This is a genomic window from Phytohabitans maris (assembly GCF_031085175.1).
Lineage (GTDB): Bacteria > Actinomycetota > Actinomycetes > Mycobacteriales > Micromonosporaceae > Phytohabitans > Phytohabitans maris.
The window spans coordinates 45,847-68,233 of sequence record NZ_JAVHUY010000053.1; the positions used below are offsets into that span (position 1 = coordinate 45,847).

General features: G+C 68.3%; 27 protein-coding genes. 20 read left to right on the forward strand and 7 right to left on the reverse strand.

Annotated features, from left to right (window positions below):
• The 19 genes from RB614_RS37720 (at position 1) to RB614_RS37810 (ending at position 16,349) form a co-directional block, all read left to right on the forward strand.
• Positions 1–258 carry a hypothetical protein gene (locus tag RB614_RS37720; RefSeq protein WP_308717498.1) on the forward strand — a complete coding sequence of 86 codons (258 nt, stop codon included), beginning with the start codon at positions 1–3 and terminating at the stop codon, positions 256–258.
• Positions 255–1,745 (forward strand): phage portal protein, encoded by a 1,491-nt coding sequence (locus RB614_RS37725; protein WP_308717499.1) that lies wholly within the window; start codon positions 255–257, stop codon positions 1,743–1,745. Before RB614_RS37720 ends, RB614_RS37725 begins: the two co-directional genes overlap by 4 nt.
• A complete protein-coding gene (locus RB614_RS37730; RefSeq protein WP_308717500.1) occupies positions 1,735–2,511 on the forward strand; it encodes a head maturation protease, ClpP-related in 777 nt (258 codons plus the stop codon). The genes RB614_RS37725 and RB614_RS37730 overlap by 11 nt, the downstream gene beginning before the upstream one ends.
• The gene (locus tag RB614_RS37735) at positions 2,508–3,860 is read left to right on the forward strand and encodes a phage major capsid protein (protein ID WP_308717501.1); all 1,353 of its coding nucleotides are present in this window, start codon (positions 2,508–2,510) and stop codon (positions 3,858–3,860) included. Before RB614_RS37730 ends, RB614_RS37735 begins: the two co-directional genes overlap by 4 nt.
• 96 nt (positions 3,861–3,956) lie before the next feature.
• Positions 3,957–4,376: a hypothetical protein gene (locus RB614_RS37740; protein ID WP_308717502.1), complete on the forward strand. Its 420-nt coding sequence runs from the start codon at positions 3,957–3,959 to the stop codon at positions 4,374–4,376.
• Position 4,377: 1 nt separating this feature from the next.
• Positions 4,378–4,833, forward strand: coding sequence for a hypothetical protein (locus RB614_RS37745; protein WP_308717503.1), 456 nt, complete (start codon positions 4,378–4,380; stop codon positions 4,831–4,833).
• Positions 4,833–5,114, forward strand: a complete 282-nt coding sequence (locus RB614_RS37750) for a hypothetical protein (protein ID WP_308717504.1) — start codon at positions 4,833–4,835, stop codon at positions 5,112–5,114. Before RB614_RS37745 ends, RB614_RS37750 begins: the two co-directional genes overlap by 1 nt.
• Positions 5,115–5,288 carry a hypothetical protein gene (locus RB614_RS37755; RefSeq protein ID WP_308717505.1) on the forward strand — a complete coding sequence of 58 codons (174 nt, stop codon included), beginning with the start codon at positions 5,115–5,117 and terminating at the stop codon, positions 5,286–5,288.
• A gap of 72 nt (positions 5,289–5,360) precedes the next feature.
• Positions 5,361–6,410, forward strand: a complete 1,050-nt coding sequence (locus tag RB614_RS37760) for a hypothetical protein (RefSeq protein ID WP_308717506.1) — start codon at positions 5,361–5,363, stop codon at positions 6,408–6,410.
• Positions 6,410–6,805 (forward strand): hypothetical protein, encoded by a 396-nt coding sequence (locus RB614_RS37765; protein WP_308717507.1) that lies wholly within the window; start codon positions 6,410–6,412, stop codon positions 6,803–6,805. Before RB614_RS37760 ends, RB614_RS37765 begins: the two co-directional genes overlap by 1 nt.
• Positions 6,805–7,269, forward strand: coding sequence for a hypothetical protein (locus RB614_RS37770; RefSeq protein WP_308717508.1), 465 nt, complete (start codon positions 6,805–6,807; stop codon positions 7,267–7,269). The genes RB614_RS37765 and RB614_RS37770 overlap by 1 nt, the downstream gene beginning before the upstream one ends.
• On the forward strand, positions 7,266–8,639 hold the full coding sequence (locus RB614_RS37775; RefSeq protein ID WP_308717510.1) for a hypothetical protein: 1,374 nt from the start codon (positions 7,266–7,268) through the stop codon (positions 8,637–8,639). The genes RB614_RS37770 and RB614_RS37775 overlap by 4 nt, the downstream gene beginning before the upstream one ends.
• Entirely contained in the window at positions 8,639–9,118 is a 480-nt protein-coding gene (locus RB614_RS37780; protein ID WP_308717511.1) for a hypothetical protein, read from the forward strand. The genes RB614_RS37775 and RB614_RS37780 overlap by 1 nt, the downstream gene beginning before the upstream one ends.
• A gap of 8 nt (positions 9,119–9,126) precedes the next feature.
• On the forward strand, positions 9,127–9,339 hold the full coding sequence (locus RB614_RS37785) for a hypothetical protein (RefSeq protein WP_308717512.1): 213 nt from the start codon (positions 9,127–9,129) through the stop codon (positions 9,337–9,339).
• Positions 9,332–9,757, forward strand: a complete 426-nt coding sequence (locus RB614_RS37790) for a hypothetical protein (RefSeq protein ID WP_308717513.1) — start codon at positions 9,332–9,334, stop codon at positions 9,755–9,757. The genes RB614_RS37785 and RB614_RS37790 overlap by 8 nt, the downstream gene beginning before the upstream one ends.
• Positions 9,754–10,188 carry a hypothetical protein gene (locus tag RB614_RS37795; RefSeq protein ID WP_308717514.1) on the forward strand — a complete coding sequence of 145 codons (435 nt, stop codon included), beginning with the start codon at positions 9,754–9,756 and terminating at the stop codon, positions 10,186–10,188. The genes RB614_RS37790 and RB614_RS37795 overlap by 4 nt, the downstream gene beginning before the upstream one ends.
• 120 nt (positions 10,189–10,308) lie before the next feature.
• Complete coding sequence (locus RB614_RS37800; RefSeq protein ID WP_308717515.1) at positions 10,309–12,237, forward strand: hypothetical protein; 1,929 nt, start codon at positions 10,309–10,311, stop codon at positions 12,235–12,237.
• The gene (locus tag RB614_RS37805; RefSeq protein ID WP_308717516.1) at positions 12,237–15,893 is read left to right on the forward strand and encodes a hypothetical protein; all 3,657 of its coding nucleotides are present in this window, start codon (positions 12,237–12,239) and stop codon (positions 15,891–15,893) included. The genes RB614_RS37800 and RB614_RS37805 overlap by 1 nt, the downstream gene beginning before the upstream one ends.
• A 9-nt stretch (positions 15,894–15,902) precedes the next feature.
• Positions 15,903–16,349: a hypothetical protein gene (locus tag RB614_RS37810; protein WP_308717517.1), complete on the forward strand. Its 447-nt coding sequence runs from the start codon at positions 15,903–15,905 to the stop codon at positions 16,347–16,349.
• Here the strand turns inward: RB614_RS37810 and RB614_RS37815 are convergent.
• From RB614_RS37815 to RB614_RS37825, 3 genes are all read right to left on the reverse strand, one after another.
• The gene (locus RB614_RS37815; protein WP_308717518.1) at positions 16,346–16,933 is read right to left on the reverse strand and encodes a hypothetical protein; all 588 of its coding nucleotides are present in this window, start codon (positions 16,931–16,933) and stop codon (positions 16,346–16,348) included. The two genes, RB614_RS37810 and RB614_RS37815, sit on opposite strands and share 4 nt — an antisense overlap.
• 70 nt (positions 16,934–17,003) lie before the next feature.
• Positions 17,004–17,186, reverse strand: coding sequence for a hypothetical protein (locus tag RB614_RS37820; RefSeq protein ID WP_308717519.1), 183 nt, complete (start codon positions 17,184–17,186; stop codon positions 17,004–17,006).
• A 192-nt stretch (positions 17,187–17,378) separates the two neighbouring features.
• The gene (locus RB614_RS37825; RefSeq protein WP_308717520.1) at positions 17,379–17,636 is read right to left on the reverse strand and encodes a hypothetical protein; all 258 of its coding nucleotides are present in this window, start codon (positions 17,634–17,636) and stop codon (positions 17,379–17,381) included.
• Positions 17,637–17,914: 278 nt separating this feature from the next.
• Here RB614_RS37825 and RB614_RS37830 point away from each other — a divergent pair, with 278 nt between their 5' ends.
• On the forward strand, positions 17,915–18,634 hold the full coding sequence (locus RB614_RS37830; protein WP_428983190.1) for a helix-turn-helix domain-containing protein: 720 nt from the start codon (positions 17,915–17,917) through the stop codon (positions 18,632–18,634).
• 564 nt (positions 18,635–19,198) lie between these two features.
• Here the strand turns inward: RB614_RS37830 and RB614_RS37835 are convergent.
• The 4 genes from RB614_RS37835 to RB614_RS37850 form a co-directional block, all read right to left on the reverse strand.
• Entirely contained in the window at positions 19,199–21,364 is a 2,166-nt protein-coding gene (locus RB614_RS37835) for a cell division protein FtsK (RefSeq protein ID WP_308717522.1), read from the reverse strand.
• A gap of 73 nt (positions 21,365–21,437) precedes the next feature.
• Positions 21,438–21,629 (reverse strand): hypothetical protein, encoded by a 192-nt coding sequence (locus RB614_RS37840; RefSeq protein WP_308717523.1) that lies wholly within the window; start codon positions 21,627–21,629, stop codon positions 21,438–21,440.
• On the reverse strand, positions 21,622–21,789 hold the full coding sequence (locus tag RB614_RS37845; RefSeq protein WP_308717524.1) for a hypothetical protein: 168 nt from the start codon (positions 21,787–21,789) through the stop codon (positions 21,622–21,624). Before RB614_RS37845 ends, RB614_RS37840 begins: the two co-directional genes overlap by 8 nt.
• A 23-nt stretch (positions 21,790–21,812) precedes the next feature.
• Complete coding sequence (locus tag RB614_RS37850; protein WP_308717525.1) at positions 21,813–22,352, reverse strand: hypothetical protein; 540 nt, start codon at positions 22,350–22,352, stop codon at positions 21,813–21,815.
• Positions 22,353–22,387 lie beyond the last annotated feature (35 nt).

The following is a 22,387-nucleotide window of genomic DNA, read 5'->3' on the forward strand; positions in this document are numbered from 1 at the left end:
ATGACGACGCTGTCCGACGCCTGGCGCACCGGCCGCTCCGAGCGGCTGTCCAAGCGCCCAGCGCCGCCCATCGTGGTGAAGCTGGTCAAAGCGCTCGGCGAGAAGCTGCCGACCTGGCAGGGCGTCCGCACCTTCGCCTACACCGCCGGCGGTCTCGGCCTCGTCGACTACGCCATCTGGGAGGCGCACCACCTCGCCGGCTACGCCGCTGCGGGTGTGTCGCTGCTGTGGCTGGAGTACGCGGGCAGGCGCCGGTGAGGAGCCTGCTCGGCACGGTCGTGGACGCGGTCGGTTCGATCACGAACCGGTCTCCGGTCCCGTACGTCTCCCACGACTACACCGTGGGCGTCGGCGTCGGCCTGGCGCAGACCCGCGACCGCGGCGGCCAGCTCGCCGCCATGTCCGGCAACGGCACCGTCTTCTCCATCGTGGACCGGCTGGCCACCTCCACGGCTGCCGTCGACTGGCACATGCACCGCACCCGCATCGACACCACGAAGGTGTGCCCGATCTGCGAGCAGCCCGGCGTCGTGCTCGTCAAGGACCACCTGGCGCTGCGGATCTGGAACAAGCCGTCCGACTTTTTCACCAGACAGGAATTGGTGGAGGCCGGGCAGCAGCACTTCGACCTCACCGGCGAGACGTGGCTGCTCGTCGAGCGTGATGAGCGGATGCGCGGGCTGCCGCTGGGCCTGTGGACGATCCGCCCCGACCGCATCGACCCGGTGCCGTCCAAGGAGAAGTTCCTCGTCGGCTACATCTACAAGTCGCCCGACGGGCAGCGGATCCCGCTCGACCTGGACGAGGTCATCCAGATCCGCCGCCCCGACCCCGAGGACCCGTACCGCGGGCTGGGTGCGATCCAGGCCGCGCTACGGGACGTCGACTCGGCGAACCTCGCCGCGCAGTGGAACCGCAACTTCTTCCTCAACTCGGCCGAGCCCGGCGGCATGATCAAGACCGACGGTCGGCTCGACGACGACGAGTGGAACCAGCTGCGGCAGCGGTGGAACGAGCAGCACAAGGGTGTGTCCCGCGCGCACCGGGTGGCGATCCTCGAAGGCTACGAGTGGATCGACCGCAAGTACACCAACCGGGACATGCAGCTCACCGAGCTGCGGATCCTGTCCCGGGACATGATCCGCGAAGCCTACGGCATCGCGAAGTTCGCGCTCGGCGACGTCGACGACGTCAACCGCGCGACCGCTGAGGCGTCCAAGGCGTGGTTCGCCGAGTCGGCCACCGTGCCCCGCCTGGACCGGTGGAAGCAGGCGTTGAACAACGACTTCCTGCCCCTGTTCGGCTCTACCGGGAGCGGTGTCGAGTTCGCGTACGGCAACCCCGTGCCCCCTGACGAGGAGGCAGAGAACGCCGCACGGGACTCGAAGACGAGCGCGTGGGCGACGCTCGTCACCGCTGGCGCGGACCCGGATGACGCGGCAGACGTGGTGGGCCTGCCCCGCATGCGGGTCCGCGCCCCCCAGCCTGTGCAGGCGCCAGCCGCAGGGGACGACGAGGACGACGGGCCCGACGACGGCCGGCCGGAGAACGCCATGCGATGGGTCGCGGTCGCGCGGGTCGACGACGACACCTGCCAGCCGTGCGAAGACAACGACGGCAAGACGTACCGCAACAGGGCCGCCGCCTACCGGGACTACCCGGGCGGGTCCGGCTACCGGCACTGCGAGGGCCGCGGTAACTGCCGCTGCCGGGTTGTGAAGAGGGGACGCCGCAATGACGGTTGATCTCGCCAAGCTCGTCAACCTCGCCACCCAGGTCGAGGAGAGGGTGAGTGCCGCTCGCCCCACCGACGGCGGCAAGTCCTGGTATCGCATCACCAACGCGGCCAAGAAGAACGAGCCGGTCGAGGTGTTCATCTACGACCGGATCGGCGGCTGGGGTGTCTCTGCCCGCGACTTCGTGATGGAGCTCCGCGGCGTCAAGGCGCAGAAGATCATGCTGCACATCAACTCGCCGGGCGGTGAGGTGTTCGACGGTGTGGCGATCCACGCCGCGCTCGTCAACCATCCGGCGCACGTGGTGGCCATCGTGGACGGCCTGGCCGCCTCCGCTGCCTCGTTCATCGCGATGGCCGGCGACGAGATCGAGGTGGAGAAGGCCGGCCGGCTGATGATCCACGACGCGTCCGGCGGCTGCCTCGGCAACGCCAAGGACATGCGGGAGATGGCCGACCTGCTCGACTCGCTGTCGCAGACGATCGCTGAGATTTACGCCGACCGGGCCGGCGGCACCGTCGAGGAGTGGCGGGAGGCCATGCTCGCCGAAACCTGGTTCACGGCCGCTGAAGCGGTCGAGAAGGGCCTCGCTGACCGCGTCGCGGGTGACGACAGCGACGAGCCCGACAACAAGCTCACGGCGCCTCTGGCGGCGTCGGCAGAGGACGACCAGACCGGCGGGCCGACACTCGCGGCGGACCTGGTCGAAGACACCGTTTCCCTCGTGGACCCCGAGTGGTTCGCGGAGATGATGAAGGGGGCGTTCCACTCGTGACCGCACCAACGATCCCGACGAGCGCGGCCGAGCTGGAGGCCATGCTCTCGGACACTTCCACGCTGACGGCGATCGCGAAGACGCCCGCCAGCCTCGGCGAGTTCATCCGCAAGTACGCCAGCGCGCAGATGGCCAAGAACGGCGAGGTCATCGAGGCGCAGATCCGCGAGCAGTCGCAGATCGTCGTGGCCGAGATGCTGAAGCAGAACGGCACCACCCTGTCCAACCGGTCGAAGCTGGACCTCGGCGCGGGCAAGTCCGTGACCGGTGCGGGCGCCGCCTACAACCCGGAGGCGATCGGCGCCGCCCTGGACTCCGAGTTCGCGTCGGTGTCCGACTTCCTGCGCTCGGTGGTCCCGGACCACAAGAAGAGCCCGAAGGACCGCGCCCGCTGGGAGAAGATCCGCAACGACTACTCCACGGTCGACCCGGCCACCGGCGGCTTCCTCGTGCCGGAGCAGCTGCGCAGCGAGATCCTGCAGAACACGCTTGAGGAGTCCCTCGTGCGGCCGCGGGCGATGGTCATCAGCATGGACGGGCCCAGCGTGCCGTTCCCGTGCGTGGACGAGACCACCCACTCGGGCAGCGTGTACGGCGGTATCACCGGCACGTGGGTCGAGGAGGCCGAGGCGCTGCCGGAGTCGGAGGCGAAGTTCGGCCGGATCGTGCTGCGCGCCAACAAGCTGGTGTCGTACTGCGAGGTGCCGACTGAGCTGCCCACCGACGCCCCGCAGGCGTTCGGCAGCTTCGTCGACAACGCCATGCCGCGGGCGATCACGTTCTTCGAGGACTCCGCGTTCCTGACGGCGAACGGTGTGGGCAAGCCGCTCGGCGTGCTCCACTCCGGCAACAGCGCCCTGATCGCGGTGGCGAAGGAGTCGGGCCAGGCGGCGGACACGATCGTCTGGGAGAACGTCATCGCGATGTTCTCGCGGATGCTGCCGTCGTCGCTGAACCGGGCGGTGTGGATCGCGTCGATCGACTCGTTCCCCGAGCTGGCCACCATGGCGCTCTCGGTCGGCACCGGCGGCAGCGCGGTGTGGCTGAACAACGGCGTCGAGGGCCCGCCCGCGACGATCCTCGGCCGGCCCTGCTACTTCACCGAGAAGGTCAACAAGGTCGGCGACCAGGGCGACCTGTCGTTCGTCGACTTCGGCCACTACCTGGTCGGTGACCGGCAGCAGATGCGGGTCGAGTCGAGCCAGCACTACAAGTTCGGCAACGACATGATCGTCTACCGGGTCATCGAGCGCGTCGACGGTCGCCCGTGGATGAAGTCGGCGATCACGCCGGCGAACGGCTCCACCAAGACCCTGTCTCCGTACGTGACGCTCGCCGAGCGCGCGTAACTCGCGGCCGAGGGGTACGGACCAGTCCGTACCCCGGTAGGCCCTAACCAGCCCGGCAGGAGACCGCGGTCAAGCCCCGGGCGGAGAGGAACCACAGTGGAAGGACTCGGCCGAGTCTTCAACGTGGTCGCGCAGGCGAGTGGGATCCACATCCCGCTCAAGGACGCGGCCGGCATCACCTTCGTCTGCTTCGAGGACGACGGCTCCCAGATCATCACCCTGAAGGAGTCGATCGACGGGCAGTCGGAGCAGAACCTCGCGAAGATCACCAAGCTGTACAAGGGGCCTGGTGTCGGCGGCACCTGGACCAAGGTCACGCAGGCGGCGTCGCACACCTTCGACCTCACCGATGACACGACCAACGACACGGTGGTCCTGTACGTCGGCGCGGACATGCTCTCGGCGGGCTACAACTGCGTCGAGCTGACCAACGACGGCGGCAACCCGGTCATCGCGATCGTCCACGACCTGCTCGTGCAGCGGGCGCCGGAGAACCTCGCCCGGTCGGTGGTGTGACGTGTCCGTCTACAACGAGGCTGCGGCGTTCACCAAGTCCGTCCTGGGCAAGGTCGCGTCCAAGCCGTACACGATCGCGGCGGAAACCAAGTCGCTGTTCAACGTTTCCGGTCTGGTCGTGGTTACCTCGCTGGTCGGTGTCGTTACGACCGCGATGACGGTGGCCAACACAGTCAAGCTCACCGTCAACCCGACCACCGGTACCTCAACGGACATGTGCACGGCGACGGACCTCGGTACCACGGACACGCCAGCCGGGAACCTCCTGACTCTTCCCGCGGCTGTCGGTTCGGCCATGACCAACTCCATCGGTGTCGGTCTGCCCGGCCGCGGCTTCTTCCAGGTGGCGGCGGGCACGATCGAGCAGATCACGACCGGCACCAGCCCGGATGGCGCCATTACCTGGTACCTCACGTACGTGCCGCTGGTCGACGGCGCGACGGTGGTGGCAGCCTGATGCAGCACCTCAGCCAGGTAGTCAAGGTGCTCGGCGACGCCCTGCACCGCATCGAGTTGCTGGAGCGGCACGACCGCGCTCACGCCGAGTTGGGATTGCAGCTCGACTCGCGTTGCAAGGCGCTCGGTGACCAGATGCTCCAGATGTCGGAGGACTTGGCGGCGGTTGCTGGCAACGTCCAGTTCCCCGGCGAGGACGCCGTGCGGGACGAGGACAAGCCGGCCCGGCCGGTCAAGAAGGCAGCCGCGAAGAAGGCGGCCCCCGAGCAGGCGGGCAGCTAGATGGGGTACGAGGGCCTGCTGTCACTCCTGCGCACCAATGCGGAGGAGTACGAGCAGGCCCTCACCCAGGAACGCGACGAGCCGGTCGACTGTCCGAACGACGGGGAGCCGCTGCGGCCGGGACCCGACGGCAAGCCGTACTGCCCGTTCGACGGCTGGCGCCCCGACCTGTAGGCGCCGCCGACAACTACATATCCCCCCTCCCGCTCCGCTCTGGCGGACCGGCCAAGAAAGCAAGGGCACAGGATGGGTATCTGGTACACGACCCGCGAGGCCGTCAAAGCCGCGCTGGACTACAAAGAGACCGCGCGCTCCGACGCGCAGGTCGACGCCGCCATCGAGTCGGCGTCCCGCGCCGTGGAGGGTCTGACCCACCGGCGGTTCTACCCGTGGACCGGCACCCGCTACTTCGACTGGCCCGACCGCCGCTACTCCACCCCGTGGCGGCTGTGGCTCGACAACAACGAGGTCGCCTCCATCTCCACTCTCGTGGCTGGCGGGCTGACCATCGCCCCCAGCGACTACTTCCTGCGCCGCTCCGACGGCCTCGACGAGCCGCCGTACACGTCGATCGAGATCGACTTGGACTCGTCGGCCGCGTTCACCAGTGGGCCTACCTTTCAGCGGGCGGTGGCGGTCACCGGAGTGTTCATCGGCTGCCCGGTCGACGAGGTCCCGGCCGGTGCGCTCGCGGAGGCGCTCGACGCGACAGAAACCGCCGTGGATGTGACGGACGCGGCGGCCGTTGGTGTCGGTCACATTCTGCGCGTCGGCGACGAAAGAATGATCGTCACCGGGCGTCAGATGCTGACGACAGGGCAGACCCTTCAATCGGCGCTCGCCGACCGCATTAACGACGTCACCGTGGTGGTCACAAACGGTGCTGCTTTCTCCGTCGGTGAGGTCATCCTCCTCGACGGCGAACGCATGTGGATCGTCGACATCGCGGGCAACAACCTGATCGTCAAAAGGCAGTGGGACGGGTCCGTTCTGGCGTCGCACACCGGCTCCACCATCTACGCATCCCGGACCGTCACCGTCGAGCGGGGCGCGCTCGGCACCACCGCCGCCACGCACGACACGGCGGCGGCGATCGTCCGGCACAAGCCGCCCGCCCTTGTGACCGAGATGGCGGACGCCGAGGCCATCAACACCCTCCTGCAGAAACGCGCCGGGTACGCCCGCACCGTCGGCTCCGGCGACAACGAGCGTGAGGCCGGCGGTCGCGGGCTGCGGCAGGTCCGCGAGGACGTCCGCACCACGTACGGCCGCAAGGCCAGGACGGCGGCGGTCTGATGATCGGCGGCTACTCCACCATGCAGGGGCCCCTCTTCGATCGCCGGGCAGGCGAGGCGGTCCGCTCCTTCCTGCTTGAGAGCGAACGCGAGGTGGCGGAGGAGGGTGTGGACCTCGTCCGGTACGTGGGCGGCAAGTCCTTCCGGTACCTGAGCAGTGTCCCGACGGGAAACTTCGCCCGCGGCGTCCAGGCGTCCCGGACGTTCGGCGGCTGGACCGTGCGGGATGACGTGATCTACGGACCGTGGCTCGAAGGTGTGAGCAAGCGGAACGCGGCCACCCGGTTCAAGGGGTACGCGCTGTACCGGCGTGCCGCGCAGCTGCTCGGGACGACCGCCCACCTGATCGCCGAGCGGGTTCTCCCGCTGTATCTGCGGCGGATGGGTGGCCGGTGATGGGCATCAACTCGCGGGCACTGGTCGACGCGCTGGCCAGCCACGCGGCGGCCAGCGGGCATTTCGATCGGGTCGCGAAGCATGAGCCGAAGAACGCCCCGGGCATGGGGTTGTCCGCGTCGATATGGGTTCAGCACATCGGGCCGGCGGTGGGGAGCGGCCTGAAGAGCACGAGCGGCCTGGTGGTCATGAACCTGCGGGTCATGTCGGACATGGTTCAGGAGCCGCAGGACGACATCGACCCCCTCGTCATGGCTGCGGTCGACGACCTCATGGCCGCCTACTCGGCGAACTTCACCCTCGACGGTCTGGTCCGCTGCGTGGACTTGCTGGGCATGAGCGGCACCGCGTTGCGCGCGGACGCCGGCTACCTGCAGATCGGCGGCACGCAGGGCGGCATGTACCGGGTCATGGTCATAACCATTCCACTGATCATCAACGATGCCTGGGAGCAGAGCGCATGAGCAAGACTCACGGCATGGGGGCCGGCCTGCTGGTCGGCGGCTACGACATCTCCGGTGACGTCGGCGCCGTCCAGCGGATCGCGTGCCCCCGCTCGGTCCTCGACGTCACCGACATCACCCAAGAGGCGTACGAGCGCAGGCTGGCGCTGAAGGACGGCGGCATCGACTTCACCGCCTACTTCAACCCGTCCAGCGGCCGGGCGCACCCTGTGCTGTCCGCGCTTCCGCGATCCGACGCCGGCGTGCTGTACCGGCACGGATCGACGCTCGGGAACCCGGCCGCGTGCATGGTCGGTAAGCAGATCGGCTACGACCCGAACCGCACCCAGGACGGCGCCCTCACGATCGGCGTGTCCACCGTCTCCAACGGGTACGGGCTGGAGTGGGGCGACCTGCTCACCGCCGGCACCCGCACCGACACCGGGGCAACCAGCGGCACCGGGGTGGCCTTCGACGTGGGCAACGCGTTCCTGAGCCTGCCCGGCAGCTCCGGCAACTACGCCAACACCCCCGACGCAGCCGCCCTGGACATCACCGGCGACCTTGACATCCGGGTGAAGATTGCCCCCGATGACTGGACCCCCGCCGCAAACCAACGCCTGGTCGCCAAGTACCTGTCAACCGGCAACCAGCGGTCCTACCTGCTCAGCCTGCTCACCACCGGCGCGATCTCGCTGACCTGGTCGGCGGACGGCACCAGCACGACGCTCACCGAGACGTCCAGCGCGGACCTCAGCGCCCTGGCCGGCGGGGCCGTGAAGTGGGTCCGCGCCACCCTGGACGTCGACGACGGGGCATCGGACGCGGTGGCCAACTTCTACACCTCCGACGACGGTGTCACCTGGACCACGTTGGGTGTCGCCCAGATGGTCGGGGCGACAACCTCCATCTTCGCCGGCACCGCCACCCTGGAACTCGGGTCGCGTGACGGCGGCACGGATGGCCTGTTCGCCGGGAAAATCTATGAGGCCGTGGTCACGGACGGCATCGGCGGCAGCGAGGTCGCGCACCCGATCATGGGCCTGTCCGGGATCACCGACGCGACCGGGCGGGTGTGGACGGTCAACGGCACCGCGTTCCTGTCCATCGACACCAGGTTCGGGTTGCAGGCGTACCTGCAGGTGGTCGCTTTCACCGGTACGGATGCGACGGTGAAGCTTCAGCACTCGCGGGACAACACCAACTGGTCCGATGTGACCGGCGGCGGGTTCACCGCGATCACCGCGGCGCCCGGCGCACAGCGGATCGAGACCAGCCGGACGCTGGTCGTCGAACGGTATCTGCGGGTGGTCACGACCACGTCGGCCGGCTTCACCCACCTTCAGTTCGTTGTCGCGGCGGTCAAGAACGAGGGCCCGGTGACGTTCTGATGGCCGAGACCACGGTGACGAGCAGGCTCCCCAACGGGGCCTTCGGGCAGCGGATCGCCCCGAAGCTGAACCCCAACGCCTACCGCACCTTCGAGGTGCGGTCGCCGCTGTCCACGCACTGGCGCAACGCCACCTGCGCGGAGGTTGAATGCCGGCACCTCCTCTCTGGGTGGGTGTCCCGCATCGACGTCTCCACGGAGCAGGGCAGGACGTGGGCGGCAGCCATCAAGGCCAGCGGCCGGCGGTACACGTACGAGCAGAACGGCACGGTGGTCACGTTCAAGTTCGGCCCCGGTCAGCAGTGTTTCCAGGCGCCGCACAAGGTCCGCACCGGACGGCAGGAACTGTACGTGGTGCGTGACGGCGACTGGCGCGGCAACCCGACCGGACGCACCCGCCAGCACCGGCAGCCGGGCCTGTTCGTCGAGGAGTTCGAAGAGGGCTTGTCCCGACTCCGGGACCGGATCCAGCAGGGATAGGAGAGGCGATGGCCAAGGCAATGGCCTGCGTGGTCAACGGGCAGGCGCTGGTTTACGACACTGATGACATCGAGTGCCTCAGCGTCTCGGGCCGAGTGCTCGACGTCTCGCCCGACGGCGCCACGACATTCCGGTATGAGATGACCGGCTTCGATCTGAAGATCAGGTTCAAGGATGGGGCACCCGCCCCGACGTGGGTGAAGGAGGCCAGTAATGGCTAAGGAGACCGGTCTCGGGTGGACCGCGTGGAGTGTCGACGACTCCGGCGGCACGCTACGGGACATCAAGGACGACACCACCTCGCTGCAGATCGCGCTGCCGCGCGGCGTGCAGGACGCCACCTCCCTGGCCGTCAGCGCGTTCGAGCGGCTGCTCCTGCTGGCCGACCTGTCGGGCACCATGGCCGGGGTCTTCGACGATGCCTCCAACAAGGTCCACGACGTGCTCAAGAGCGTGCCCAGCCAGACGGCCGGGCGTGAGTTCCTGTACACCGTGTCCGGGCAGAGCCTCGGTGTCACCAACACGCCGACCATCCACGTCACCGACTACCAGCTCAACCGCGCGCAGGACGGGTCACTGACCTGGTCGGCGCCGTTCGTGCTGGCCAACGGCATCGTGCCGGCCTGGAGCTCGGCGTGATGGGCGTCGTCGTCGGCGCCCGCGTATACGAGCTGCACGAGTCCCTGACGGGCGAGCAGTACGCGGGCGTCAAGATCCTGGCCAAGGGCCTCACCGTCGGCGAGGCCCTCGACTTCGGCGAGTTCCTCGACGGGCTGCGGATCGCCCCGGTGATGTCGGCCGACGAGATCGAGAAGCGCGACCGGTCGTACGAGCTGTTCGCCTCGCGGCTGGTCGAGTGGAACCTTGAGACCGCGCCCGGCAAGCCGCTGCCTATGTCCCTGGACGGGATGCGGGCACTGGACTGGACGTGGGGCCGGGACCTGATCCGCGCCTGGGTCAAGGCGGTCAGCGGGGTCTCCGACCCTTTGGGGCAGCCGTCGACCGATGGCGGGCCGTCGGAGGTGGCGTCGATTCCGATGGAAGCCCTGTCGGAGAGCCCTGGCAGCTAGCGCGGGCCCGGACCGTCCTCGCCCTGTGTGAACGGTTCCGGTGCCTGCCCAGCCAGCTACTCAACGAAGACGCCGAACTGCTGCAGATGATCAGGCTGGTCGAGATGGGAGGTGGGCAGGGTGGATAACGAAGTCCAGATCAAGGTCACCTCCAAGGACGACTCCGCCGCCGGGTTCAAATCGGCGGAGGAGAAGGGCCGCACCTTCGGCGACCGCCTGAAGGCGATCCTCACCCGCACCGGCCAGGACGGCGCCAAGGCGCTCAACCCGCTGCAGGACCAGATCAAAAGCTGGACCACGCGGGTCGAGGAAAGCCAGGGCGTGGTGGACTCGCTCCGCAAGAAGATCGCGGAGACCGGCGACACCAAGCTGTTCGGGGACCTGTCCAAAGCGGAGGCCGAGCTGGGCCGGATCTCCAAGTTCCGCGACAGCCTGGTCAAGCAGCTCAAGGACGCGGGCGACGATGGCGGCCGGGGGTTCGCGCTGTCCTTCGTGGGCAGGGCGGGGCCCCTCATCGCCAGAGCGCCCCTGAACCCTTACCTGGTGGCCGCCATCGGGTCCGCCGCCCCGGCCGTGACCGCGACCCTGGTCACGGCGCTCACCACGGGCGCCGCTCTCGGCGCGGTCGGCATCGGCGCGGCCGTCTCCGCGGACAACCCCAAGGTGGCTGCGGGCCTGGAAAGCCTGCAACGGGTGGCCGGCGTCGGGCTCACCAAGGCCACCGAGCCTTTCGTGCCGGCCATGCTCGGCGCGATCGAGCGCGCCAAGGCAGGGTTCCGCACGATCCAACCCGAACTGGAGGCGATCTTTGGGCGGGCCAGCACCTACCTTGACCCCCTGGCTGACGGTCTGATCGGGCTGGGCCAGAATGCCCTGCCCGGTATCCGGCGCCTCGTGGACGCCGCCGAGCCGCTCGTGGACATCTTCGGTGAGGAGCTACCGGAGTACGGCCAGGATCTCGCGGACCTGCTGTCCGCCATCGCCGACTCGGCCGAGCGGAACGAGAACGAGTGGCATGCAGTGCTGGACACGATCGGCCTGGTGATCAACCAGGTCCAGGTGGCCATCAACCTGATGGACTTCCTGAGCTCCGGCCCGACCCGCATGTTCATCGACCTTCTGTACGAGGCCAACGAGCAGATCGAAGGGGCCCGCTGGGTCGAGCCGGTGGAGGAGACGTCCGAGGCGTTCGCCACGGCCGCCGACGCGGCCCGCAGTTTCCGCGAGGAGATGCAGAAGCTGATCGACGACCAACTGAACGTCGAGCAGGCCACAATCAACTGGCAGCAGGCCATCGACGACGTGACCGCGTCGATCAAGGAGAACGGCAAGAGCCTGGACGCCGGCACCGAGAAGGGCCGGGCCAACCGGCAGATCCTGCTCGACCTGGCGCGTGCCGGCCTGGACTACGCGGATGCGATCTACCAGGACAAGGCTGCGCTCGGCGACATCGAGGGTGCGGAGCAGGCAGCCGAGAAGGCGTACCAGGAAAGCCGTAGGGCGCTCGTCGCCGCGGCTGCGCAGATGCTCGGGTCGAAGGCCGCGGCGGAGGAGTACGTCACGGAGATCCTCGGCATCCCACCGACCCGGAACACGCGGGCCGAGTTCACCGGCGACAACGAGGACGTGCGTAACTGGAAGCGCACCCTGTCCGGCATCCCCCGCGAGATATTCACCTCCGCCCGGTTGCGCGCCATCGTGGACATCGACGTGCGCCGCGAGCAGGCCACCGAGGCGACCGGCCGGTTCATGGGCGGCATCACGGGTTCGGCTCAGTCTGGCGGCGCCCGGGCCGGCTTGACGCTGGTCGGCGAGTACGGCCGCGAGGTCGTCGACCTGCCGCCCGGAGCTCACGTGTACAGCAACCCGGACACTGAACGGCTGCTGGCCGGTGGCGGGTCGATGGGCGGCTGGTCTGGTGGTGTGCTGGAGGTCCGCCCGGCGCCCGGCGCGGACACCGCCGTGATGAACGAGATCATCAAGTCTTTGAAGTTCACGATCAGGACCCAAGGTCAAGGCGACTCGCAGAAGTTCTGGGAGGGCAACTGATGCATTCGCCTCTCGGGATCCGGACAGAGGTTCTGCTCGGTGACGGCACGTGGGGGAACATCTCGACCCGGGTACGCCGCGACGGCGGCTCCGGGATCGGCATCTCCCGCGGCCGAAAGGACGAGCGTGGCCGGACGGTAACCTCGCTCAACCTGACGCTTGAGGACCCGGACGGCGACTTCAACGACCTCAACCCGATGTCCCCGTACTACGGCCTCATAGGTCCGAACACTCGTCTGCGGGTCAGCCTCGGCAACAGCGCTGCGCTGGAAGACGACTTCAACCGTTCGGCGGCGAACACGTGGGCCGGTGGTCCGTTCACTTGGATTTTCGGCGGCGGCACCGTTCCCGACGACTATGACCTCAACGGCAACAAGGGTCTGCACACGCACGCCTCCACCAACGTCAACCACTTCTCGTACGCCGACGTCGGCGAGCGAAACCATCGCGTCCGGACCGTAGCCAACCTGTCTGTTGGCACCTTGACCGGCGCGGGCGCTACGACCCGCGCCGTCGCGCGCCTCGCGGATACCAGCAACTGGTATGCGGCCTTTTTGTCGTATGCCACCAGCGGGCAAGTCAACCTGCAACTATCGAAAACCGTAGGCGGCGTCGGCGACGTGATCGGGAATCCGGTTACTATCGGCACCTTCGCAAATCTGGCCAGCACACAGATCGCGATCGAGATATACGTCGAGGGCAACAGGCTCTACGCCAAAGCCTGGGACATCAGCGACTCCGAACCTGTCGCCTGGATGATCTCGGAGACCGACGACGACCTGTCAACGGGGACGAACGCCGGCGTGTCCAGCCGCAGGGAGACCGGCAACACGAACGCGAACCTGCAGGCCGCGTTCGACTCGTTCCTCGCCGTCCCGGGTACGTTCCGGGCGCATGTCGAGGTGCCGAACTTCGGTGCGCTCCGTTGGGCGCCGGGCGGCGCCGACGTAACGCAGTCGATCCAGGGCGCGGGCATCAAGCGGCGGCTGGGTTCCAGCGGCACCGCCGCGCTCAAGTCGCCCCTGTACAGGTACATCACCCGCAACGCGACATCGTCGTTGATCGGGTACTGGGCTTGCGAGGACGGTGAGTTCACCAGCCAGATCGGTTCGGCCAACGGCGCGCCACCCATCAACGTGCTAGGCACAACCGCGCAGTTTGGATCCAGCAGCTCCGCCGCCGGCGCATCGTCCATGATCCGGCTAGGCGACGGCGTCCACCTCGACGTCCCCGTCCTGAGCAGCCCCGAAACGGGCCAACTCCGCTGCATGGCGGTGATGGAGTTCCCCGACGCCGGACTGGCCGACGACACACCGATCATGCTCGTCACCACCGTCAGGGACGCCAGCGTCCGGAAGTGGTACCTGGAGTACCGAGGCAGCACCGGCGGCGACCTACGGCTGCGCGGCTTCGACCAAGCCGGAAGCGTCGCGGAAAACAGCGGATACGGCGGGGCGGAGCTGAACGGCAAGACCGCCCTGGTGTACTTCGACGTAGCCGAGGACGGCGCCGACGTCGACTACCGATTCTCGGTCCAAGAGGTCAAGGCCGACGGAAGCATAGAGGGCACCCACAGCTTCTCCGGCACGTTCTCCGGTAGCAGCGTCGGCGCCCCTACCGGACTAGCGATTGCCCCGACAGGCGCTATGGACGGCGCTTCCGTCTGCCACATCATGATCGGCAACGACAAGGACCTGATGGCCGGTGTCGAGCAGGCCGTTGTCGGTCACTTCGGCGAGACGACCACGACCCGATTCGGCCGCCTGTGCGACGAGGAGGGCGTCGCACGCGAGATCAAGGGCAACATCCCGTCCGACGTCCGCATGGGAGCACAGCGGACCGCTACCCTGCTGCAAAACCTGGAGGATGTCGAGGACGCCGAGCACGGGATCATCTACGAGGCGCGGCACTTCTTCGGTCTCGTGCTGCGCATGCACGAGAACATCGTGAACCAGACCGGGCCTGACTTTTCGTATGTCGATGGGTTCCTGACCGGTGAGCCCTTCCCGGACCCCGACGACCTGCTGAACGCCAACGACGTGACCGCGACGAGGATAGCCGGGTCGGAGTACCGGTCGGTGGAAGAGGAAGGCCGGATGTCGGTCCAAGATCCCCCCAACGGGATCGGCCGATACGACAAGCCGGTACGCGTCAACATCGCCGACGACAGCCTGCTCCCCGATATCGCGCGCTGGAACAGGCACGTTGGCACGTGGCGATCCGCGCGGTACCCCCTGATCACCTTCGACACGCACCGGCCGGTGTTCACCGCCCAGTTCAGCGCGCGGGTGGACGAGCTGGATATCGGCGACTACTTCTCGATTCCAGACACACCGGCCTGGTTGGAGCCCGGCCCGATCGAGCAGCTGGCGCAGGGGTACAACGAGCGGATCGAGAACGTGACCCGGACGATCACGTTCAACTGCCGGCCGGCCGGGCCGTACCAGGTCGCAGTCCGCGGCCTCATCAATCACCGAGACTCCGCCGCCACGGTCCTGGGCGAGGACCTGGACACCACCGAGACGGACGTGACGGTCGCGGTCACCGGCCCACTGTGGGTCACGGGTTCGGTGGACTTCAACATCATGGTCGGCGGCGAGCTGATGGCTGTCACCAACATCTCAGGATCGTCCAGCCCACAGACATTCACCGTCACCCGTTCGGCGAACGGCGTGGTCAAGACCCACGCCGCGGGCGCTGAGGTGCACGTGCATCCGCTGCCGGTCCGTGGTCTCGCGGACGTCAACGTCTTCGACGACGAGGACATAGCCGGAGACCGCGTGATGGGTCGCGACTTCCCTCCCGCCGTGTGGGCCGAAGGGGAAGCCACCGGCAACTTCACGAGCGGGGCGTACATCGAGGACGCGAACCCGGTTGGGGTGGTCTTCACGGTTCCGCCGACCGGTACCTTCGTCATCTCGATCGCGGGCCAGCTCGACAACGACAACGCTGCCGGGTTCACCATGATGAGCTTCAACGTCCGGCTCGGCTCGGTGCTCGGCGAAGGCTTCCTACTCCTTGCTGCCGACGATGCACGTTCCATTCTGAACTTTGGCGCGAGCGAAATCCGGGTTGGTAAGTCGTTCATGTACGACGGCTTTACCCCGTTCCTGCCAACCGGATACCAGGTCAACGTCACCCTCGCACATCGCCGCGTCAACGCCGGCAACTCCTCCATCACCCGCCGGCTTCTTCTGGTGCGGCCGGCCCGGACGCAGGGTGGACGACCCGGAAGCCCTATCGGGTTTGAAGACTCGGCCGAGACCAATAACCAGGCTGCCTCTGACACAACCACAAGCACCGTGTACACCACAGCAGACATGACCACCTGCGGGACGGTGTTTGTGGCACCTGATTCCGGCCAGGCGCTCGTGCACGTCTCCTCGCGGATCTCCAACTCGGGAGCAGGAGAAACGTACGTGTCGTTCGAGGTCCGTGACGGCGGTTCGATCGGTTCCGGTTCGGTCGTCCGGGCTGCCACCGACGCCTCCAGACTCAGCTCGGCCGGGACAAACCAGCGTATTGCCGGAGCGTCGTTTCCGGTTACAGGGCTAACCCCCGGCAACACCTACAACGTCCGTCTGATGCATCGCACCGCCGTCGCCAACACAGGAACGCTGCAGGATCGGTTCGTCAACGTCGAGCCGGTTGCCTAGGAGAGCCTGATGCCAGAACTGCGGGCAGGAACTGTCATCACCGGTACAGATGTACCGACCATGGTTTCCGCCATCGTAACGGGCCTTGAGTCTCCAACATCAACAAGCTTCATCGCAGGGTCTGCTACATGCGGCGTCGCGTTCGTCGCGCCGACCACCGGCCGAGTGCTGATCGAGTGGCGCGCCAACCTGGACAACAGCACGAACGCATTTACGATCGTTGCGCCGGAGGTCCGGACAGGCAGCTCGGTCGGATCGGGCACGGTTGTCCTAGCGGCAAGCGATGTAAACGCGCTGTACGGATTTGGCACCAATGAGCTCGGCTTCGGATGCTTCGTTCCGCTGGACGGCCTCACGCCTGGTGAGAGCTACAACGTCCGTCTGATGCATCGGGTCACGTCCGGCACCGGGACCATCCAGAACTCGCGCGAGGTCATCGTCCTGCCGCTAACCTAGGGCACCCGCCAGTCGAGGGGCAGCGGCGTACCTTCCGGGTGGTACTCGACGTACTGCGGCTTCCGCTTCGCCGGCACCGGGAACGTGATCCACCCCTTCACGCACCGGCCCTGCTTCAGGGTCGTCTCCGAGAACGGGTACTCCGGCTGGGGGAAGTGGACGTACGTGACCGAGGAGGGCTCGAGTTGGTCGCCGTCGGCGTACACCAGCTTCCACGGCCCGGAGCTCACGCCGACGGGGGTTGCGCTGGCGGCGCACACCTGGATCTGCGCGGCACCCCATTCGAAGCCGGCCTGCTCTTCGGGCCTGGGTGCGCCAGTGGCGACGGGCTGCTTGTAGGCGAGGACGGTGGCGCGGACGTAGCCGTCGGTGGTGAGTACCTTTTCGCCGAGCTTGTATGAGTCTGGCGCGGCGCTGGTTGCCGCAGCCGTCGGCGCCGCCGCGGTGGTGGGCGTGGTAGAGGCGGGCGCCGAGGCGGCTGCGGCGGGCTCGGCGTCGACCGGGGCGTCGCTGCCACAGGCGGCCGCGAGCAGTACAAGGGAGACGGCAGCCGCGGTGAGCGGCGCACGGGAGTTTCTGGTCACCGCGGGAACCTAGCCCTTCGGGGTGGAAGATCGCTGTCGGCTGAACGACGGAGCGGATCCAAGTGCTGGGCTATCGGGGCGCGGGTATGACGTGCCAGCCGCGGCCGTGCGGGCATTCGTACGCCTTGGCGCCGGGCTTCCCGTCCACCAGCCGTGAGGCCAGCGCCTCCTGATAGACCAGCCGGTCACAGTCGCCGCATTTCGGCACCGGGCCGTCGATCACGGCCGGGGTAGGGTCCTGGTGCGGCTCCAAGGGTCACTCCCGAGGTTAGTGGGGCGGGCACACCGATTGTCGCCCTCTTGGTGCCCGATCCGCCGCACGCCTTGCAGACTTCGTAGCTCTCTTCGGTCCGGCCCTTGCCGTTGGGGTCGACGTACTTGCGGCGGACGATGACCATTCCTGAGCCTCCGCACGTCCCGCAGGGGTATGGACGTTTGGTCACTGCTACCTCCCTAGATCGCGCCGGGGATCACCCGGCTTCTGCGCCAGTTCGGCGCGGGCCCAGCCGAGCATCCAGCAGGTCGGATCGTTGCCGTCGCCGCACTGGGCGCAGCCGGATGCCCGGGATGCGATGTCGAGCTGCCGGAGCGGGATCGCGCCCTCGTCGATCCGCTCGGGCTTCTCGGTGTGCTGGCGGACGATCTGCCGTGCGAGCCACCGGGTGAGCGCCGGGTCGGCACTGGGTGGCGCGATGGCCCTCACCCGTTCCACCTCCGTGCTGGAAGGCGCGGCGGCCGTCGGAGGAGGTGGCGTGGTTGGGGCCACGCCGCCGTCGACCGCCGCGCCGGCCTGGGGAGGCGTGACGGCCCGCACGGGGGTGGACCGTCACACCCTGCGCACACTATGTCGCCGAAGTGTCGCCCTCCGCGACGACATGACAGGCGTCAATACGGCGGCACAGGGGGCGACATTTAGGCGTCATTGGCGGTACCGTGGATCTCGTGACGACCACGCCGAACAGCGCCCTCCGCGCCGTCCGCATGGGCCTGCGCCTGTCGCAGGACGACTTCGCCCGCGAGATCCGCGCAGCCGGCGACCGGGCCGGCCTGCCCAACGACGCCAACAAGAGATTGGTCCAACGCTGGGAGGCGGGCGCCATCACCTCACCGCGGCCCGCGTACGCCCGCGCCCTGGAGATGGTCACCGGCCTACCGATCGAGTCGCTCGGCTTCGCCAGCGTCCCCCAGGCGCGCGTCTCCGCCGACGGCCAGGGCGGCCACGACCTCGACCCGGCCGGCGCCATCGCCCCGCCAACACCCGGCCCGACCAGCCGCCCGGCACCGCAGGGCAACTACTCCGGCGTCTGGCTGTCCCGCTACGAGTACTTCAGCTCGGGCAGGGATGGCACGTTCACCGGCCTGCACTACGTCGTCCTGCTCCAGCACGGGGACCGGCTCACCGTCCGGTCGCTGCCCGGCTCGGCCGACTCGACCCTCACCATGGACCTTGCCGTCGAGGGCAACGTCGTCACCGGCACGTGGTCGGAGCAGACCGCCACCGGCTCGTACTACAGGGGTGCCCGCTACTTCGGCGCCATCCAGCTGCTCGCCGAGCCGACCGGTCGCCGGCTGGTCGGGAAGTGGGTTGGCTTCGGTAAGGACATGGACGTCAACAGCGGACCCTGGGAGTTGATCTTCCAGGATGCGAGCACGACGAAGGCGACACTGGCCACGTACGACCGGCCACCGGAGTCGGAGTAGCGCCAGTGGAGATGTGGCGGCGGAGCCGCGGTTGAAGAGCTGCCCGACTGACGGCGAGAAGGGTGTCCACCGAGATGGACACCCTTCGCGTTTGCGGCCCGACACTTCCGACGCTCCGGGCCGGGGGCCGACCCACCCAGGTTCTGTCGGACAAAACCCAGTCAACCGCCTTCGCTACGGAGATGCGCGACGGTCGATAAGGATGCTATTGAACTCGTCGGGAACTCTGCGGCTGGCCCGCCCGGCGCAGGAGGCGGAAGTGGTCGACGAAGCGGCGGCCCCACCGCTTCCGGGCGCCGGTGCCTCCGCACCACCAGCACGACCGCCCGCCGCGGCGGACCCGGCGGGCGCCCTGCCCGTCGCAGACCCGGCAGGCCGTGAACGGGCGGAGCCAGCACTTCACCGCGTACACGACCAGCCAGCCGAGCCCGGCAAGGACGATCAGCCCGACCGCCCCGGCGAGGATCTCTGTAGCGGACGTCCCGCTACGCGTAGCGGCTGCGCTACACAGGCCGCTACCAATCTGACCTGCGCAAACGGCCTGTTGTAGCGGCTGGGCGGCGATCATCGCGAACCCCCGAAACGGGCCCTGACGACGTTTCCGGGGCCCTGCTCGCCGCTACCGCTACGGTCGGCGTCCCGCCTCGCGATGGCCGCCTTCACCGCCGCGAGCTTGCACCCCTTGAGCACTTCGTCGCCGTCCCGGACGTTCTCGCTGGGCACCCCGAACGCCCGGACCTGGGCGGAGATGGCCTCCGACGTGGTGCCCGCGTACGCCTCGGCGATCATGTCCGTGAGCCGGGCGGCAAGGGTCTGCCACGTCAGGCGGTCCTCGCCGGGCAGGAACACGCTCACCACGTCCGCGAGGACGTCCCGCACCTGTCGGGCCGCCTCCTCCCCGGCGGCGTACCCGGACAGTGTCCCGGCCGCCTCCCGGTGCCGGCGCGCGGCGAGCAGGATTTTCTCCGCGTCGGCCGCGTCCGCCAAGTGGGTGCGGGTCGTGGGGGTTTCGTCGGTCAGCCCGTACAGGTAGCCGACGCCGCGATACTCCGGACCCATCGGCAGGGAGGCGGCGTCGTAACCCTCGCCGTACGCGTCGCCGCCCAGGATCGCCTCCGACACGGTCCGGTTGCCGCACTTGAGCGCGAACCTGACGGCGTGGTTGTCGCGGTACCGGTTGAACAGCCGCTGCACATCACCGGCGCCGACACCGGACGGCTTCTGCGAGCTCGACAGCACGTTCACACCGGCGGATGGGCCCACCGAGATGATGAACCCCAGCAGCGACGCGATCCGCTTGTTGGCCTCCTGGTCCTCCAGCTCGAAGTACACCTGGAACTCTTCCATCACCAGCGTCCACACCCGCAGATCCGGGTACCGCGGGTCGCGGGCGAGGTCACGGGTCAGCTTCCCCTCCGGGCAGACGTCCACCGGCAGGGTCGACAGGATCTCGTTCACCTTGATGATGTGCGCCTTGATCTCCTCCAAGGCGTCGACCAGCATCTCGACGGGATCGCCGTCCCGGTTAGCGGTGGTGCCGAAGATGATCCGGTGGGCAACCAGCGTGAACTTGCGCCAGTCCGGGGAGTTCTTGCCGTCGGCGACGACGAGCTTGACCCACGGGTCGAGGGCGGCGTGCAGGGCGAGGAGTCGTGCGGAGAACGTCTTGCCCTTGCGGGGTTGGGCGCCGACCAGTACCGAGTTCCACATCAGCGGCACCTCGACCCGCCGGCCGCGCTCGTCGAGGCCGAACCGCACCGGCTTCCAGATGTCGCGCGGCTTGCAGTCGAGCATGTCTGTGCGCCCGGCCGGGATGGCGAGCGGGTCCTCGTCGGCGACGAACAGGAAATGGCTGCGCTCGGACTTGCGGTCGCGGGTCAGGAACACCTGGAACTCGGACACGTCCAGCCCGGAGGCGAGAGCGCCCTTGGCCTTGATCGTGTCGGCGAAGGTGCGGCCGTGGGCAAGGGCGATGTGGACGTGGGAGCCGGTCTCCAGCGTGTCCCGCGCCATCGTGGACAGGAACTCGACCTTGGCCTTGTCGGGGTCGCCAAGCTTGGCCGAGTAGTAGGCGCGCAGCACGATGTCCGGGTTGAGCCGGCGCAGGCGGTGCACGACCACCGCGGCGGACACGATCGGCTTGTCGACCGGCCGCCCGTAGTGGGCCAGCGCGCACACCGCGGCGACGGCGGCGAGCAGCTGCAGCCACCACGGCGCCGGCCACCACAGCAGGCCGAGCACGGTCAGGGTGGCGACGAGCTCACCGGCGAGGACGGACCCGCGCCACGCACGGGCGTGCCTGGCCTCCCGGTGCAGCAGCAGCCAGGTGGCCGCGTCGTTCTTCGTCGCCGCCTCCTGCCGCAAGCCGTGCTGCTCCAGTACCCACCACCAGCGGATCTGCCGGCCGGCGACCTTGAACAGGCCCACGGTGGACCACAGCAGCGCGAGGGGTGCGTAGATGACCGGCACCCGCCACGAGTGGTACAGCAGTCGGTAGCGGGTGAGCTCGGCGTGGTAGGAGGCCCAGTTCTTGAACCCCTGCCACGAGTGCCACGACGGCGGCAGGATCGGTTTGCGCTCCTCGCGCGCCTTCTGCGGCTGGGCGGTGATCTCCGGCGTCTCGACCGGCGCCGTCTGGAGGACGAGGTCGTCGGGGTCGCCGTCCAGGAGCACCTCGAAATGCGTGTCGCCCGGACGCTTCTGCGCCGGGCTGGGTTGCTCTGTGGTCAACTGGTTACTCCCATTCCGGTGGGAAGCGGGGCGCCGCCGTGGCCTGCAATCCGTGGGCGGCGCCCCGCGCGAGTTAGGTCAGGGTCGGCCCGTTGGCCTGCCGCTCCCGCTCGGCCGCGGCCCGCACGTGGATCTCCTCCTGCACGTCGGGCGGCAACTCACGGAACGCCTGGCGGCCCTCGTTGCTGCGCCCAGCGAGCTTCAGCAGCGCCCACGCCGACACGTTCTTGACGTCTTCCTCGGTCGCCCGTCGGCTCTTAGCCACGTCGGTCACCGCCCTGCCGCTGAAGTTCGGCGAGCCGGGCCTCGTACTGGTCGCGGATGTGCGTACCGGTGGCGTGCGCCCGGTGCGAGATGTCCTCGATCTGCTGCCGCTGGGCGTCCAGCCGCTCCGCGTTCCTGATCAGGTCGTTCAGTCGTCCCATGCTGTTGCTCCTCTCTCCAGCGCCTACGCCGGCACTGAACCGTTGGGGGTGGTGGTGACCGGCTCCACCGGGCGGGGCCGGTACCGCTGGATGGTTCGCTCGGACACGCCGAGCCGCCTCGCGAGCCGCTTCACGTCGGCCGCCGGGTTGCGAGTGAACGCGGCCACGACCTTCGCCTCGACGCTCGGCCGCCCAGGCTTCTTCGGCGTGGCCGGCTTCGGCCGGCGGGTGCGCTTCGGCTTCGCCACCGGCTCAACCGTGGCCGTCTGCCCCACGGTTCCCGGCGCCGGGAAGAGGTCGGCGAGCAGCACCGGCTCGACGTCATCCACCGGTGTTACGGCAGTGGTTGCCGCGATCTCGGGCAACTGATTCATCTGACTCAGTTCGACCGGACGCACCGCCGTAACAGCGGTTGGTGTCACCTCGGCGGCGATGATCGCGGTTAGCCCGTCGTAGTCCGCCGTCGCGGCAAGGCGGGCGGCGACCTCGTCCAGGTCATACACCGTCACCGCGATGTCGGCGGCGGCCGGCCCGGTCGCCTGCCGGATCTTCGCGTGCAGCACCTTCGACAGCGCCCGCTGCCGCCGCTCCGTACGCA

Bases quoted from the DNA above. Each gene is read 5' to 3' on its own strand.
- RB614_RS37720 (WP_308717498.1), top strand. From the start codon at position 1: ATGACGACGCTGTCCGACGCCTGGCGCACCGGCCGCTCCGAGCGGCTG.
- RB614_RS37730 (WP_308717500.1), top strand. From the start codon at position 1,735: ATGACGGTTGATCTCGCCAAGCTCGTCAACCTCGCCACCCAGGTCGAG.
- RB614_RS37750 (WP_308717504.1), top strand. From the start codon at position 4,833: ATGCAGCACCTCAGCCAGGTAGTCAAGGTGCTCGGCGACGCCCTGCAC.
- RB614_RS37755 (WP_308717505.1), top strand. From the start codon at position 5,115: ATGGGGTACGAGGGCCTGCTGTCACTCCTGCGCACCAATGCGGAGGAG.
- RB614_RS37760 (WP_308717506.1), top strand. From the start codon at position 5,361: ATGGGTATCTGGTACACGACCCGCGAGGCCGTCAAAGCCGCGCTGGAC.
- RB614_RS37765 (WP_308717507.1), top strand. From the start codon at position 6,410: ATGATCGGCGGCTACTCCACCATGCAGGGGCCCCTCTTCGATCGCCGG.
- RB614_RS37770 (WP_308717508.1), top strand. From the start codon at position 6,805: ATGGGCATCAACTCGCGGGCACTGGTCGACGCGCTGGCCAGCCACGCG.
- RB614_RS37775 (WP_308717510.1), top strand. From the start codon at position 7,266: ATGAGCAAGACTCACGGCATGGGGGCCGGCCTGCTGGTCGGCGGCTAC.
- RB614_RS37780 (WP_308717511.1), top strand. From the start codon at position 8,639: ATGGCCGAGACCACGGTGACGAGCAGGCTCCCCAACGGGGCCTTCGGG.
- RB614_RS37785 (WP_308717512.1), top strand. From the start codon at position 9,127: ATGGCCAAGGCAATGGCCTGCGTGGTCAACGGGCAGGCGCTGGTTTAC.
- RB614_RS37790 (WP_308717513.1), top strand. From the start codon at position 9,332: ATGGCTAAGGAGACCGGTCTCGGGTGGACCGCGTGGAGTGTCGACGAC.
- RB614_RS37805 (WP_308717516.1), top strand. From the start codon at position 12,237: ATGCATTCGCCTCTCGGGATCCGGACAGAGGTTCTGCTCGGTGACGGC.
- RB614_RS37810 (WP_308717517.1), top strand. From the start codon at position 15,903: ATGCCAGAACTGCGGGCAGGAACTGTCATCACCGGTACAGATGTACCG.
- RB614_RS37830 (WP_428983190.1), top strand. From the start codon at position 17,915: ATGGGCCTGCGCCTGTCGCAGGACGACTTCGCCCGCGAGATCCGCGCA.
- RB614_RS37845 (WP_308717524.1), bottom strand. From the start codon at position 21,789: ATGGGACGACTGAACGACCTGATCAGGAACGCGGAGCGGCTGGACGCC.